12 protein-coding genes and 1 tRNA gene are annotated in these 15067 nt (G+C 69.9%); 6 read left to right on the top strand and 7 right to left on the bottom strand.

All coding sequences use genetic code 11. From position 1 onward, the window contains the following. Positions 1-189 precede the first annotated feature (189 nt). Positions 190-447, bottom strand: coding sequence for a hypothetical protein (locus tag AC069T_RS34655; protein ID WP_478786519.1), 258 nt, complete (start codon positions 445-447; stop codon positions 190-192). A gap of 146 nt (positions 448-593) precedes the next feature. Here AC069T_RS34655 and AC069T_RS34660 point away from each other — a divergent pair, with 146 nt between their 5' ends. Next, complete coding sequence (locus AC069T_RS34660; protein WP_478786520.1) at positions 594-1292, top strand: hypothetical protein; 699 nt, start codon at positions 594-596, stop codon at positions 1290-1292. A gap of 96 nt (positions 1293-1388) precedes the next feature. On the opposite strand, the gene AC069T_RS34665 is transcribed toward AC069T_RS34660, so the two are convergent. Beyond that, entirely contained in the window at positions 1389-2441 is a 1053-nt protein-coding gene (locus tag AC069T_RS34665; RefSeq protein ID WP_478786528.1) for an ABC-2 transporter permease, read from the bottom strand. A 142-nt stretch (positions 2442-2583) separates the two neighbouring features. Here AC069T_RS34665 and hrpA point away from each other — a divergent pair, with 142 nt between their 5' ends. The 3 genes from hrpA to AC069T_RS34680 all read left to right on the top strand — a co-directional run bounded on the left by hrpA (position 2584) and on the right by AC069T_RS34680 (position 7074). Further along, positions 2584-6552 carry an ATP-dependent RNA helicase HrpA gene (gene hrpA, locus AC069T_RS34670; protein WP_478786521.1) on the top strand — a complete coding sequence of 1323 codons (3969 nt, stop codon included), beginning with the start codon at positions 2584-2586 and terminating at the stop codon, positions 6550-6552. A 93-nt stretch (positions 6553-6645) separates the two neighbouring features. After that, a tRNA-Asp gene (locus AC069T_RS34675) sits at positions 6646-6720 on the top strand. A 162-nt stretch (positions 6721-6882) separates the two neighbouring features. Next, a complete protein-coding gene (locus tag AC069T_RS34680; protein ID WP_478786522.1) occupies positions 6883-7074 on the top strand; it encodes a DUF6274 family protein in 192 nt (63 codons plus the stop codon). Positions 7075-7546: 472 nt separating this feature from the next. Here AC069T_RS34680 and bldC read toward each other — a convergent pair whose 3' ends face one another. Together bldC and AC069T_RS34690 are read right to left on the bottom strand one after the other, a co-directional pair. Beyond that, positions 7547-7753: a developmental transcriptional regulator BldC gene (gene bldC, locus AC069T_RS34685; protein ID WP_003949541.1), complete on the bottom strand. Its 207-nt coding sequence runs from the start codon at positions 7751-7753 to the stop codon at positions 7547-7549. A 548-nt stretch (positions 7754-8301) separates the two neighbouring features. Beyond that, positions 8302-9153 (bottom strand): DUF8083 family protein, encoded by an 852-nt coding sequence (locus AC069T_RS34690; protein ID WP_478786523.1) that lies wholly within the window; start codon positions 9151-9153, stop codon positions 8302-8304. Between the two features lie 245 nt (positions 9154-9398). Between AC069T_RS34690 and AC069T_RS34695 the strand changes: the two genes are divergently transcribed. Continuing rightward, positions 9399-10481 carry a Leu/Phe/Val dehydrogenase gene (locus tag AC069T_RS34695; RefSeq protein ID WP_478786524.1) on the top strand — a complete coding sequence of 361 codons (1083 nt, stop codon included), beginning with the start codon at positions 9399-9401 and terminating at the stop codon, positions 10479-10481. A gap of 290 nt (positions 10482-10771) precedes the next feature. Beyond that, positions 10772-11026 (top strand): DUF3073 domain-containing protein, encoded by a 255-nt coding sequence (locus tag AC069T_RS34700; protein ID WP_358852611.1) that lies wholly within the window; start codon positions 10772-10774, stop codon positions 11024-11026. A gap of 114 nt (positions 11027-11140) precedes the next feature. Here AC069T_RS34700 and purM read toward each other — a convergent pair whose 3' ends face one another. The 3 genes from purM to AC069T_RS34715 form a co-directional block, all read right to left on the bottom strand. Then, a complete protein-coding gene (purM, locus tag AC069T_RS34705; protein WP_478786525.1) occupies positions 11141-12208 on the bottom strand; it encodes a phosphoribosylformylglycinamidine cyclo-ligase in 1068 nt (355 codons plus the stop codon). Positions 12209-12253: 45 nt separating this feature from the next. Beyond that, positions 12254-13780, bottom strand: coding sequence for an amidophosphoribosyltransferase (gene purF, locus AC069T_RS34710; RefSeq protein ID WP_476755516.1), 1527 nt, complete (start codon positions 13778-13780; stop codon positions 12254-12256). A 270-nt stretch (positions 13781-14050) separates the two neighbouring features. Next, positions 14051-14848, bottom strand: a complete 798-nt coding sequence (locus AC069T_RS34715) for a maleylpyruvate isomerase family mycothiol-dependent enzyme (RefSeq protein ID WP_478786526.1) — start codon at positions 14846-14848, stop codon at positions 14051-14053. Between the last annotated feature and the right edge of the window lie 219 nt (positions 14849-15067).

The raw sequence follows: 15067 nt of genomic DNA on the forward strand, positions 1-15067 counted from the left end.
CGACGTACGTCTCGGTCACGGGAGTGCTGTCGGCGAGGACGTCGAGAAGGTCACCGCGGAGCTCCGGCCCGCCGGCAGTACCGCGACGGAGCCGGTGGCCACGGTGACCGGCTTCACGCAGAAGTACTGGAGCAGTCCCTGGGAGGGTGTCTGGGCCTCGGAACCCGTCCGCCTGGACAGCCTCGGCGACTACACGATCGACATCGAGGTCACGGACAGCTCGGGCGAGACCTCCGTCCGCAAGGGCGCGGGCACACTGCGGTACCGGAAGCAGCCGGTCATCAGTGCCTTCACCGTGACGCCCACCGAACCGACCATCGACGACAGGACCGTCTCGGTCGGCGGCGACCTGGTGGTCCGCGACCCGCGCACCCGCTCGACGGCTCCACTGCCCGATGCCGACGTCGACATCCGTCCCGACCAGAACGGCGACACGAGCGCCCGCACGGACGAGAACGGTCACTTCGCCCTCTCGCGCGAGCTGCAGCAGGGAGGTTGGGCCTGGGCCGAGTACCGCGGCGACCTGGGGTTCGCCACGGTCCCGTGGGTGGACATCAGACCGAAGGCGGCCCCGACCCGTTTCGTCCTCGACCGTGCGTCCTTCCACCCCCTACCCGCACAACGCGTGGATCCGGCGCACGGCGACCGCCGATGTCGCCGTCGCGGTCACGGCGGGGACGAAGTTCAAGGAGTTCACCGCCTCGCTGGACGAGCACGCCGAGCTGAGCGTCTCCGGCATCCTCGGCATCACCGGCGACGACCACAGCGAGCGGGTCGAGGTCAACGTGCAGTACTCCGCGGACGGCCGTACCGGCTGGAAGACCGAGGAGACGGTGCGGACCGGGTTCGACGAGCAGTTCCACGTCGACCTGCCGGGCCACACGGACGGCTGCTGGCGGCTGCGGTACGCCGGTTCCACGACCGCGGACGTCACCGGCACCACCAGCGGCTCCCTGCGCAGGAACCGCTCGCTGACGCGGATCAAGGACGCCAACGCCTCACTGGAACCCGTGCGCAAGGGCGCCACCGTCACCGTCAAGGGCGTACTCCAGGAGCGGGCGCCCGGCGCGTCGAGCCGGCGGGCGTACCGCGGCAAGAAGGTCCAGATCCTCTTCCGGCCCAAGGGCAAGTCGACCTGGTACCTGATGACGACCGTCACCACGAACGCCGGCGGGTCCTTCGGCAAGGGATTCAAGGCGCAGCAGGACGGCACCTGGACGCCCGTGTTCCTGCACCCGGACAGCAAGCACTTCGTGGGCGGCGGATACGAGGACTACGTCGACGTGCGGTGACACCCCGTCCGGTCACGGGTGACCGGACGGACACGGCGGGAGGGGCGGACGCGCACGGCGTCCGCCCCTCCCGCCGTCCGCCGCCGTATGAGCCGGTCAGGCCGCCGCGTGCGCCGGGCCCGACGAACGGCCCCCCGGATGCCGGTGCCGCCAGGTCCAGAACACCGCGCAGGAGACCAGCGCCCACCCGGCGAGCACCAGGAACGGGAACAGGTGCTGGTGGCCGGCGAAGTACACGGCCGTGTGCTGGGCGTTCACCGAGGCACCCGGGGGCAGCCAGCGGCCGACGGTGCCGAGCAGGGACGGCAGCAGCGGCCAGGACACCGCGCCGCCCGAGGACGGGTTGCCCAGCAGGACCATCAGGCCCCACGTGGGCAGCATCGCCCAGCGCCCGAAGAGCGTGTTGAACATCGAGAAGACCATGCCGGAGGCGAACATCGTCAGTGCGAGGATCAGCCAGGACTCGACGAACGGCAGATCGAGCGCGCCCAGGAGCCAGTCCACCACCGCCGCGATCACGAACCCGCCGAGCAGGGCGTACGCGGCGGTGAACGCGATGCGCTCCAGCGGGTTCAGGGCCCGCGCGTGCACGCTGAGCTGGATCGCCCCGACGAATCCGATGATCACGGCCGCCAGGGAGACGTAGAAGATCGCGAGGCCCCGGGGGTCGCCCTGCTGGGTGGGCTTGATGTCCTTGACGGTGACCGCGACCCCCGTCTCCCTGCCGACCGCGGGAGCGGCCCGCGCGATGATCTCCGCGACCGAGGCGCCGGACGCCCCGGACACGTCGAGCGTGGCCGCGCGGCCCGCCTCCCGCACCTCGAGGATCGCGAAGACCTTCTGGTCGTCCACCGCTTCGACGGCCGCCGCCCGGCTGTCGTACGCGTGGATCGCCAGGGACGCGTCGAGTGCCTTCTCCATCCCGTCGACGAACGCCTTGCCCCGTCCCTCCTCGTACGGGCCCACCACCGCGGTCGGCACATGGCGCGGCGTCGGGTTCGCCATGGAGTAGGTGTACGAGCCCGCGAAGAGGCCCGCCGCCGCGGCGAGGATCAGGACCAGCACGGACGCGGGCAGGAACGGGGACTCCTTGAAGGACGCCCAGCGTTCGCCCCGGGTGGCGGGCCTGCCGTGGGCACCGTGCGGCATCTCGGACATACGGACACGCTAAAGCCGCGTAAGGGATATTTCTCAACGTAAGGGAATATTCATCCGTCCTGCCTGCCCCGGCGGGTTGGCCGCGCAAAAGGGTTCGCCACTCATTTCGCCGAGGTGAGATCCTGGACCGCGTATGTCTACGCACCCTGCCCCCGTTCTCGGCGATCTCGCCGCCCGCCTGGCCGAGCTGTCCCTGCGCGACGCGCACCGGCTCGGGCGCAGGCTCGAAGGCGCGCGCAAGATCCGCAAGCCAGAGGCCCGGTCCGCCGTGCTCACCGAGATCGACACGGAGGTCACCCGGGCCGAGACCCGCATGGCCGCGCGCCGCGCGCGCGTCCCGGCCGTCAGCTATCCCGAGCAGCTCCCGGTCAGCCAGAAGAAGGACGCGATCGCGGAGGCCATCCGGGACCACCAGGTCGTGATCGTCGCGGGCGAGACCGGCTCGGGCAAGACCACGCAGATCCCCAAGATCTGCCTGGAGCTCGGCCGCGGAGTCCGGGGCATGATCGGGCACACGCAGCCCCGCCGGATCGCCGCCCGCACCGTCGCCGAGCGCGTCGCCGACGAGCTGGACACGCCCCTCGGCGAGGCCGTCGGCTGGAAGGTCCGGTTCACCGACCAGGTGAACCCGGACGGGACCTTCGTCAAGCTCATGACCGACGGAATCCTGCTCGCCGAGATCCAGACCGACCGCGAACTGCGCGCGTACGACACGATCATCATCGACGAGGCCCACGAGCGGTCGCTGAACATCGACTTCCTGCTCGGCTACCTGGCCCAGCTGCTGCCCAGGCGGCCGGACCTCAAGGTCGTCATCACCTCCGCGACCATCGACCCGCAGCGCTTCTCCCGGCACTTCGGCGACGCCCCGGTCGTCGAGGTCAGCGGTCGCACGTACCCCGTCGAGGTCCGCTACCGCCCGCTCCTGGAGGAGGACTCGGAAGACGCCGACCGCGACCAGATCACCGCGATCACCGACGCCGTCGAGGAGCTGATGGCGGAGGGCAAGGGGGACATCCTCGTCTTCCTGTCCGGGGAGCGGGAGATCCGGGACACCGCCGACGCGCTCACCAAGAAGAACTACCCCCGCGCCGGAGGCGCTGTCTGGCAGAGCACCGAGGTCCTCCCCCTCTACGCGCGCCTCTCGCACGCCGAGCAGCACCGCGTCTTCCAGCAGCACACGGGGCGCAGGATCGTTCTGGCGACCAACGTCGCGGAGACCTCTCTCACCGTCCCGGGCATCAAGTACGTCATCGACCCGGGCACCGCCCGCATCTCCCGCTACAGCCACCGCACGAAGGTGCAGCGGCTGCCCATCGAGCCGGTGTCGCAGGCCAGCGCCAACCAGCGCAAGGGCCGCTGCGGCCGTACGTCCGACGGCATCTGCATCCGGCTGTACAGCGAGGAGGACTTCCTCGCCCGCCCGGAGTTCACGGACGCGGAGATCCTGCGGACGAACCTCGCCTCCGTCATCCTCCAGATGACCGCCGCCGGCCTCGGCGACATCGAGAAGTTCCCCTTCATCGACCCGCCGGACCACCGCAACATCCGCGACGGCGTGCAGCTCCTGCAGGAGCTGGGCGCCCTCGACCCGGTGCAGAAGGACCCGCGCAAGCGGCTCACGGAGACCGGCCGCAAGCTCGCGCAGCTGCCCGTGGACCCGCGCCTGGCCCGGATGGTCCTGGAGGCCGACAGGAACGGCTGCGTGCGCGAGGTCATGGTGATCGCCGCCGCGCTCTCCATCCAGGACCCGCGCGAGCGTCCCGCGGACAAGCAGACCCAGGCCGACCAGAGCCACGCCCGCTTCAGGGACGAGACGAGCGACTTCCTCGCCTTCCTCAACCTGTGGCGGTACGTGCGCGAGCAGCAGAAGGAGCGGGGCTCGTCCTCGTTCCGCCGCATGTGCAAGCAGGAGTACCTGAACTTCCTGCGCATCCGCGAGTGGCAGGACATCTACAGCCAGCTGCGCACGGTCGCCAAGCAGATGGGCATCCAGCCGAACGAGGACGACGCGGCCGACCAGAGCGTCCACGTCTCCCTCCTCGCCGGCCTGCTCTCGCACGTCGGCATGAAGGACGTCAAGGAGGGCGCGAAGAACGAGTACCTGGGCGCCCGCAGTGCCAAGTTCGCGATCTTCCCGGGCTCGGCGCTCTTCAAGAAGCCCCCGCGGTTCGTGATGTCCGCCGAGCTCGTCGAGACGTCCCGGCTGTGGGCGCGCGTCAACGCGAGGATCGAGCCGGAGTGGGTCGAGCCGCTGGCCGGACACCTGCTCAAGCGCACGTACAGCGAGCCGCACTGGGAGAAGGACCAGGCCGCGGTGATGGCGTACGAGAAGGTGACGCTGTACGGCGTCCCGATCGTCGCCCAGCGCAAGGTGAACTACGGCCGGATCGACCCGGAGGCATCCCGCGAACTGTTCATCCGCAACGCCCTCGTCGAGGGCGACTGGCGCACGCACCACAAGTTCTTCGCCGACAACCGCAAGCTGCTGACCGAGGTCGAGGAGCTGGAGCACCGCGCGCGGCGCCGGGACATCCTGGTCGACGACGAGACCCTCTTCGACTTCTACGACCAGCGGGTCCCCGAACACGTCGTGTCGGGCGCGCACTTCGACTCCTGGTGGAAGCACAAGCGCCACGAGGAGCCCGAACTCCTCGACTTCGAGCGCTCCATGCTCATCAACGAACGCGCGGGCGACGTCAGCAAGGACGACTACCCGGACTCGTGGCACCAGGGACGGCTCAAGTTCCGCGTCACCTACCAGTTCGAGCCGGGCGCCGACGCGGACGGCGTGACCGTCCACATCCCCCTCCAGGTCCTCAACCAGGTGACGGACGAGGGCTTCGAATGGCAGATCCCGGGGCTGCGGGAGCAGGTCGTGACCGAGCTGATCCGGTCCCTGCCGAAGCCGATCCGCCGGAACTACGTCCCGGCACCCGACTTCGCCCAGAAGTTCCTCAAGCAGGCGGTGCCCCTCCAGGAGCCGCTGGCGACGACGCTGGCGCGCGAGCTGAAGCGCATGGTCGGGGTCCCGCTCACCGCCGACGACTTCGACTGGTCCCGGGTCCCCGACCATCTGAAGGTCACCTTCCGGATCGTCGACGAGCGGCGCCGCAAGCTCGCCGAGGACAAGGACCTCCAGGCGCTGCAGCTCCGGCTGAAGCCCAAGGCGCGCCAGGCGCTCTCGCAGGCCGCCGCGGCCACCGCCGAGCGCACGGGCGGGGAGTCCCTGGAGCGCACGGGCCTCACGGACTGGACGATCGGCTCGCTCACCCGGGTCTTCGAGACCCGGCGCGCGGGCCAGCCGGTCAAGGCCTACCCCGCGCTCGTCGACGACGGGGACACCGTCTCCGTACGCCTCTTCGACACCGAGGCGGAGCAGCAGGAGGCGATGTGGAAGGGCACCCGGCGCCTGATCCTGCGCAACATCCCGGTGAACCCGGCCAAGTTCGCCTCGGACAAGCTGACGAACGCCCAGAAGCTCGCGCTCTCCGCCAATCCCCACGGCACCGTCCAGGCCCTCTTCGACGACTGCGCGATGGCCGCGGCGGACAAGCTGATCGGTGACTTCGGCGGCCCGGCGTGGGACGAGGAGTCCTACCGGAAGCTGTACGACCGGGTGCGCGCCGAGATCGTGGACACGACGGTCCGCACGGTCGGGCAGGTGCAGCAGGTCCTCGCCGCCTGGCAGGCCTGTGAGCGCCGCCTGAAGGCCACCAGGAGCGCGGCGCTGCTCGCGAACCTGACGGACGTACGGACGCAGCTGGACGCCCTCGTGAGGCCCGGTTTCGTCACGGCCACGGGACTGCGCCGTCTCCCGGATCTGATGCGCTATCTGGTGGCGGCCGACCGGCGCCTCCAGCAGATGCCGACGAACGTCCAGCGGGACACCAGCCGCATGGAGAAGGTCCACGAGATGCAGGACGAGTACGCGTGGCTGCTGGAGCAGATGCCCCAGGGCCGGCCGGTGCCCCAGCAGGTGCGGGACATCCGCTGGATGCTGGAGGAGTTGCGGGTCAGCTACTTCGCCCACGCGCTGGGCACGGCGTATCCCGTCTCCGACAAGCGGATCGTGAAGGCGATCGACGCCGCGGTCCCGTAGTCGTCCCCGTACGGTGGGTGAGTTCGACCGCTGGGCTCACCCTCCTGTAGAGTCCTTCTCGCAGCACAGCGAAGGAAAGTGACTGCGAAACCTGGTCCTGTGGAGCAGTTTGGAGTGCTCGCCACCCTGTCAAGGTGGAGGCCGCGGGTTCAAATCCCGTCAGGACCGCATGACATCGAGAGCCCGGGTCTTCGGACCCGGGCTCTCGTGCGTGTTCCCGTCCTCGCCCGGAGGCCCTTCCGGCAATCCCGGCCGTGCGACGGCATCTTGACGCCGCCTCGTTCCGCCGGTACCCAGAGACCAGGGCCCTCGACCTCTCGGAGGTGGCGTATGGCAGCGACCGCCAGACACGAGACGCGAGCCCTGCTGCGGGCCCATCTGGCCGCCGCGAGCCAGTACCGCCACCTGACGCGGCACTGCCCGATCTGCCGTCAACTCCTGCGCCTGGCCATGGAACCCGCCCCGGGCGGCGAGGAGGGCCCCGACGCGGCCGCCGAGGACGAGACCCCCTCCAGGACCTGAGCCGGGCGGGCACCCCTTCGGCGCCCTCTTCCCCTAGCGCAGACCCCACAGGGGCAACAAGGACCCCGACGTGTGACGGGTGTCACCGCATAAGTTTTCGGAACAACGGTACTTACGTCCCACCTACAACCGGTCAATTTTATATGTGCAATTGCACTGTCCCCGCAGGTGCCCCACAGGAGATCCGACAGCCCTCCCCAGACTTCGACAAGGCCGCGCACAGCCGGGCCGTTCCCCGCACATCCCGGTCGGAAGCGGGCACATCCTGAGCCCATCCCGGGATCAATCAGAGCATGAAAAAAGGGATCGCGCTGGACCCGGCGGAGTCCAGCGCGATCCACGACACACCCTTGTCGCATGCTTGTTCAGCTTGGGCGTGGGCTCCGTTGGGGCGGAACCCGCGTCGTTTGGAGCTGTGGTCGGGCGTCCGACAGGTTGGGGGACTTGCCGAAATGCCCGGTTATGCAGTTGTTCAGGCTTCGCTGCGCTGCTGGGGGATGCCCGCGAGCAATGCGCGGACCTCCGCCTCGCGGTAGCGGCGATGCCCGCCGAGCGTGCGGATCGACGTGAGCTTGCCGGCCTTTGCCCACCGCGTGACCGTCTTGGGGTCGACACGGAACATGGTGGCGACCTCAGCGGGGGTCAGCAGCGGCTCGGCATCAGGGGTGCGAGCGGTCATGAGCGGCCTCCTCGGGAGAACCGAACCTTCTCGGTTCTTTCCTCTAAATTCTGCACCTTGACCCGCGTTGCCCGAAATGGCGGACGCGAGTCGAGTCGGTTATAGGACGAACGGCTTGTCCTCGGCACTACAACTACACCATCTGTCCAGCCGCGTCGGCCAAACCGATGGAATTGCCCTCCCAGGTGTTCATCAGCGACGGAAGCCGATGGACCATGCCATAGCGGACAGTCACGCCCCTGTGACGATCAGTCACAGGGGCGCTCAGGAGTCACCAGACCCCCCATAGCGAGCAATACCGAGATTCCACCCCAAAAACGGACGGACGGAGCCCTCCCCGGACTCCTTGTCCTATTTTGGCATGAGGAGGGGCAAGCGGCGCAAGGGGCAAGTAAGTGCCGTCCATCACGCTTGCGACAAAAGCCCGGATCAGGACCTACGTCCCGTACCGGAAGGACTCCACTGCGTCAGCCGGGAACCGGGAGTCTGTAGTGAACCCTTGGCCACGGGTGGTCAGTCCACCACGGCGGCGGCCTTCTGTCAGCCCCTCAGTTCGCCGAGCGCCGGTCCCGGACCGCGCGCCAGCGCTCCACGAGCCGGCCGTACGCCTCGCCCGCGGTCACCCCGTCCCCGGCCCGCAGCGCCTCGATGCCCTCGGCGACGTCCGCCGCCGAGTGGTCCCCCTCCAGCTCCCCGGCCGGCAGGACGTGCACGAGACCCCCGTAGTCCAGCTCGACGAGCGAACGGGGGTGGAACTCCTCCAGCCAGCGGCCGACGTCCAGCAGACCGTCGGTCAGCGGCCCCTCGTCGATGGTGTCCTTCAGGGTCCGCAGCGCCCGCGCCACCCGCCGCCGCGCCTGCACCATCGGCGTCCGGTAGCGCAGCAGCGGCGCGTCCCGCCCCGGCTCCCCCGGCCCCTTCTCGTACTCCCGCTCCTCGTCGGAGACCAGCACGAACCAGTTCAGCGGCACCTGCCAGGTCGAGGTGCGGATCCACGGGCGGGCGTCGGGGTTGCGGGCGAGCCAGCGCTCGTAGTCCTGCGCGGCCTGACGGCGTACGAGCGGGGGCAGGAGCGCGTCCAGGACCGGGGCCGGAAACTCCTCGGCCAGGTCGCCCAGGGCCTGCCAGCCGCGCAGCCGCGTGCGCCAGGGGCAGACGCAGAGCACGCCGTCGACCTCCGCCACGAACGCGTCGCCGCTCTCGTGCACGGGCACGGGGACGGGCGGGACGGGCAGCAAGTCGGCCAGGGAGCGGCGCAGTTCGTCCTGGTAGGACGGATGCTCGGGGCGCCGGGCGTAACGGGCCCAGTGGCCGCGCTCCGGCTCGGGGAAGGCGGCCAGGGGTTCGTACACCCGCAGATAGGACGTGTACGGGACGATCACCGAGGACACCTTGGGCACGCCTGCTCCCTCCCCAACGGACCGGACGCGAAACCCGGGCGCGAAAGCCGCTCGACCCGCGCGCGAGCGACCCGGAAAACACTCAAATCGTCCCACGGCCGTGAGGGAACGTACTCCGGGAGAGGGTGATCCTGAACACTGCGCGGATGACGGCCGGGCGCAGGCTCTAACCTCGTGCCAGCGGGAGCCCGCCACCCGCACGGGCACCGCCTCCAACCGCCGCTTCGTAGCTGGGAGTCACCACCGTGACCGACGTAACCAACGGCGTCCTGCACACCCTGTTCCAGTCGGATCAGGGTGGTCACGAGCAAGTCGTGCTCTGTCAGGACCGGGCCAGTGGCCTCAAGGCCGTCATCGCCATCCACTCCACCGCCCTGGGTCCCGCCCTGGGCGGCACGCGCTTCTACCCCTACGCGAGCGAGGCGGAGGCCGTCGCCGACGCCCTGAACCTCTCGCGCGGGATGTCGTACAAGAACGCCATGGCCGGTCTCGACCACGGCGGCGGCAAGGCCGTCATCATCGGTGACCCCGAGCGGATCAAGACGGAGGACCTCCTCCTCGCGTACGGCCGTTTCGTCGCCTCCCTCGGCGGCCGGTACGTCACCGCGTGCGACGTCGGCACGTACGTCGCGGACATGGACGTCGTGGCGCGCGAGTGCCGCTGGACCACCGGGCGCTCCCCGGAGAACGGCGGCGCGGGCGACTCCTCCGTGCTCACGGCGTTCGGTGTCTTCCAGGGCATGCGGGCCAGCGCCCAGCACCTGTGGGGCGACCCGACGCTGCGCGGGCGCACGGTCGGTGTCGCCGGCGTCGGCAAGGTCGGCCACTACCTGGTGGAGCACCTGCTCGACGACGGGGCGCAGGTCGTGATCACGGACGTGCGCGAGGACGCGGTGCGCCGGATCGTCGAGCGGCACCCGTCCGTGCGGGCCGTCGCGGACACCGAGGCGCTGATCCGCGTCGAGGGGCTCGACGTCTACGCCCCGTGCGCGCTGGGCGGGGCACTGAACGACGAGTCCGTGCCGGCGCTCACCGCGCAGGTGGTCTGCGGCGCCGCCAACAACCAGCTCGCGCACCCGGGGGTGGAGAAGGACCTCGCGGACCGCGGGATCCTCTACGCCCCCGACTACGTGGTGAACGCGGGCGGGGTCATCCAGGTGGCCGACGAGCTCCACGGCTTCGACTTCGACCGGTGCAAGGCGAAGGCGACGAAGATCTTCGACACCACGCTCGGGATATTCGCACGTGCGAAGACGGACGGCATTCCGCCGGCCGCGGCGGCCGACCGGATCGCCGAGCAGCGCATCGCCGAGGCCCGCGGCCGCTGACCGCCGACCCGCTTGTCAGGGACCCGCCGACGCGTACTTCGAGAGAACTCTCACGTCCGTCGGCGGGTCGTGCGCCGAGAAGAGGTTAAAATCGCCGTTGACCAGCGGGGAAAGGGCACCTCGCGGGTTCTGGGCGAAGGCGCGTCCTGCGGGCGACGTACCGTATGGCCGCGGGCTCAGGTACCGTGGAAGCCCTACGGACCGGTCTCTCCACGGAGAGTCCGTTCCAGAACATGAACGCGTGTCAAGACTCTGGGGCCGTCGAGCCCCGTCACCGAGGGGGTCGAGCCATGGGGCGCGGCCGGGCCAAGGCCAAGCAGACGAAGGTCGCCCGCCAGCTGAAGTACAACAGCGGCGGGACTGACCTGTCGCGTCTGGCCAATGAGCTGGGCGCTTCGACTTCGAGCCAGCCGCCTAATGGCGAGCCGTTCGAGGACGAGGACGAGGAAGACGACCCGTACGCCCAGTACGCGGATCTCTACAACGACGACGACGAGGACGAGGACGACCAGTCCGGACCCCAGTCGCACCGTCGTGGCGCCTAGCGCTTGCAGCGGTCTCAGCAGGTTCCGGGGCATTCGTAGGAACTCGTAGCACTGCATCTCAACCCGGTCCGGGGCATCAGCGCCGGACCGGGTTCAGTGCTGTCCCGGCCTGTCTCAGCTCGCGTAGTCACCTACGAGCGCCGCACCCGTCGGGTGCTCGCCGCGGTCGGTGATCTCGCCGGCGATCCAGGCGTCCACACCCCGGTCCGCGAGGGTGGCGAGCGCGACGTCCGCCGACTCGCCGGGGACGACCGCGATCATGCCGACGCCCATGTTCAGCGTCTTCTCCAGCTCGAGCCGCTCCACCTGACCCGTCCTGCCGACCAGGTCGAAGACCGGGGCCGGGGTCCAGGTCCCGCGGTCCACGATCGCGTGCAGGCCTTCGGGCACGACCCGCGCCAGGTTGGCCGCGAGCCCGCCGCCCGTGACGTGGGAGAAGGCGTGCACCTCGGTGGTGCGGGTGAGGGCCAGGCAGTCCAGCGAGTAGATCTTGGTGGGCTCCAGCAGCTCTTCGCCGAGCGTCCGGCCGAACTCCTCGATCCGCTGGTCGAGGCTCAGGTTCCCCCGGTCGAAGAGCACGTGCCGGACCAGCGAGTACCCGTTCGAGTGAAGGCCGGAGGACGCCATGGCGATCACCGCGTCGCCCTCGCGGATGCGGTCCGCGCCGAGCAGCCGGTCGGCCTCGACCACGCCCGTGCCCGCGCCGGCGACGTCGAAGTCGTCCGGGCCGAGCAGACCCGGGTGCTCGGCCGTCTCGCCGCCCACCAGGGCGCAGCCGGCGAGGACACAGCCCTCGGCGATGCCCTTCACGATGGCGGCGACCCGCTCGGGGTGGACCTTGCCGACGCAGATGTAGTCGGTCATGAAGAGCGGCTCGGCGCCGCACACCACGATGTCGTCCATGACCATCGCCACCAGGTCGTGGCCGATGGTGTCGTACACGCCGAGCTGCCGGGCGAGGTCGACCTTCGTGCCGACCCCGTCCGTGGCGGAGGCGAGCAGCGGGCGCTCGAAGCGCTTGAGGGCGGAGGCGTCGAAGAGGCCGGCGAAACCGCCGAGGCCGCCGAGGACCTCGGGGCGCTGCGTCTTCTTCACCCACTCCTTCATGAGTTCGACGGCGCGGTCGCCCGCCTCGATGTCGACGCCCGCGGCTGCGTAGCTGGCACCTGTGGTCTCAGACATGGCTGTGAGAACTTTCGTGTCGTACAGCTGTAGTGCTGCGGAGTCTTACGGGCGACGGATCGCGTCGGCCGCGGCCGTCGCGGCGGGACCCGCCGCGAGCTCGGTCTCCAGAAGCTGCTTGCCCAGCAGTTCCGGGTCGGGCAGATCCATCGGGTACTCGCCGTCGAAACAGGCGCGGCACAGGTTCGGCTTGGCGATGGTGGTCGCTTCGATCATGCCGTCGAGGGAGATGTACGACAGGGAGTCGGCGCCCAGGGACGTGCCGATCTCGTCGATCGACATGCCGTTGGCGATCAGCTCCGCGCGGGTGGCGAAGTCGATGCCGAAGAAGCAGGGCCACTTGACCGGCGGCGAGGAGATCCGGATGTGCACCTCGGCGGCGCCCGCCTCACGGAGCATGCGGACCAGGGCGCGCTGGGTGTTGCCGCGCACGATCGAGTCGTCCACGACGACCAGGCGCTTGCCCTTGATGACTTCCTTGAGCGGATTCAGCTTCAGACGGATGCCGAGCTGGCGGATCGTCTGCGAGGGCTGGATGAAGGTCCGGCCGACGTACGCGTTCTTCACGAGACCCGCGCCGAACGGGATGCCGGAGGCCTCCGCGTAACCGATCGCGGCGGGTGTCCCGGACTCCGGGGTCGCTATGACCAGATCGGCTTCGACGGGAGCTTCCTTGGCGAGTTTCCGGCCCATCTCGACCCGCGAGAGATACACGTTCCGGCCGGCGATGTCCGTGTCGGGACGAGCCAGATAGACGTACTCGAAGACGCAGCCCTTGGGCTTTGCCTCAGCGAATCGCGAGGTGCGCAGGCCGTTCTCGTCGATGGCGACGAACTCGCCCGGCTCGATCTCGCGGACATAGGCGGCGCCGCAGATGTCCAGGGCGGCGGACTCGGAGGCGACCACCCAGCCGCGCTCCAGCCGGCCGAGGACCAGCGGGCGGATGCCCTGCGGGTCGCGGGCCGCGTACAGCGTGTGCTCGTCCATGAAGACGAGGCTGAAGGCGCCCCGGACCTGCGGGAGGATCTTGGCGGAGGCCTCTTCGATGGTCAGCGGCTTGCCGTCGTCGTCCACCTGGGCCGCGAGGAGCGCCGTGAGGAGGTCGGTGTCGTTGGTGGCCGCGACGCGGGTGGTCCGGCCCTCCTGCTCGGGGAGGTCGGCGACCATCTCGGCGAGCTGCGCCGTGTTGACCAGGTTGCCGTTGTGGCCGAGCGCGATCGAGCCGTGCGCGGTGGCACGGAACGTCGGCTGGGCGTTCTCCCAGACGGAGGCTCCGGTGGTCGAGTAGCGGGCGTGACCGACCGCGATGTGACCCCGGAGCGAACCGAGTGAGGTCTCGTCGAAGACCTGGGACACGAGGCCCATGTCCTTGAAGACGAGGATCTGGGAGCCGTTGCTGACCGCGATCCCCGCGGATTCCTGACCTCGATGCTGAAGGGCGTAGAGCCCGAAGTAAGTGAGCTTGGCGACCTCTTCGCCCGGAGCCCAGACACCGAAGACGCCGCAAGCGTCCTGGGGGCCTTTCTCACCGGGGAGCAGATCATGATTGAGTCGACCGTCACCACGTGGCACGCCTCCGAGTGTAGGCGAGATCGAGTACTGGTCCGAATTGGGTACGGCGGGTCACCGGACGTCACACGACGGCCACGGCCGCCACGCCTGTGCCGTTTACGCAGGTCAAAGCCGGTGCGCGGAGGCCGGCACGGCCCCCTTCCGGCCCGCCGGGGGGCGTGTGGGGACTCTGTCCGGCGTTCGTGAGTGAGCCGTCGCACATCAATCTGGTGGTGACGGGGGCTCCGAGGGTGATATGTCCGTCGCGGACGGCATCCCCCGCGCCGCCGCTCACCTCATCAGCGGCAGCAGCCCCGAGAGGTCCGCGCGCTCCCCGCTCGCACTGACCCTGGCCTCGTCGAGGGCGGCCCGCCAGGTGATCCGGCCCGTCGCGAGCCTGACCCACGTCAGCGGGTCGGTCTCCACGACGTTCGGCGGGGTGCCGCGGGTGTGCCGCGGTCCCTGCACGCACTGCACGACGGCGTACGGCGGGACGCGGACCTCCGTCGAGGCGCCGGGGGCCTTCACCGCGAGGGCGTCGGCGAGCAGCCGGGTGCACGCGGCGAGAGCCTGACGGTCGAAGGGGACGTCGAGGCCGGGCAGGGCGCGGTTGAGGTCGTCGGTGTGCACGACGAGTTCGACGGTCCGGGTGACCAAAAAGTCGGCGAGGGTCATGGCGCCCGCGCGCATACCGATGACGCGGTTCCCGGGGGCCGCGGCCAGGCGCTCGGCGAGGCGTTCCCTGGTACGGGCGAACAGCGCGTCGAGGTCCGGGGTGCGGGCGGCGAGCCGCCGGACGCCGTCGGCGACGGTCTCCGCGTAGTCGGCGCTCGCGAACAGCAGGTCGGTCAGGGAGAGTTCCGCCTTGGCCGGCTCGTCCCGGTCCAGGGCGAGGCTGACCGCCTCCACGGTCATGGTGAGGTGCGCGGCCAGGTCGCGCACGGTCCAGTCACCGAGGCCCGAGGGCCGCGCCAACCGCTCGTCGTCGAGGGCGCGTACGGCTTCCCGTACGTTGTGGAACTGCGCGGACACGGCGGCGCGGATCTTGGCGGAGTCGTACGTGCGGGTGCGTTTCCTGGCCGGTGGCATGACCCTCAGCCTAGATCCCGGGCCGACGCGCCGACCGGGGTTCCACACCGTCCTTTGGGCCCGGCCGGACTCCTGCGGGCCTACCCGGACTGTCCCGGGCAGCCGAAGACCCCGCCCGGGACAGTCCGGACGCTGTTGGTAAATCCGGGGGCCTGCGTGACGACGGCCTGTACGACCCCGTTGGGGTGGTGCAGGCCGTCGTGGTGTTCAGGGGTGGGT

This window comes from Streptomyces sp. NPDC043867 (genome assembly GCF_056435845.1).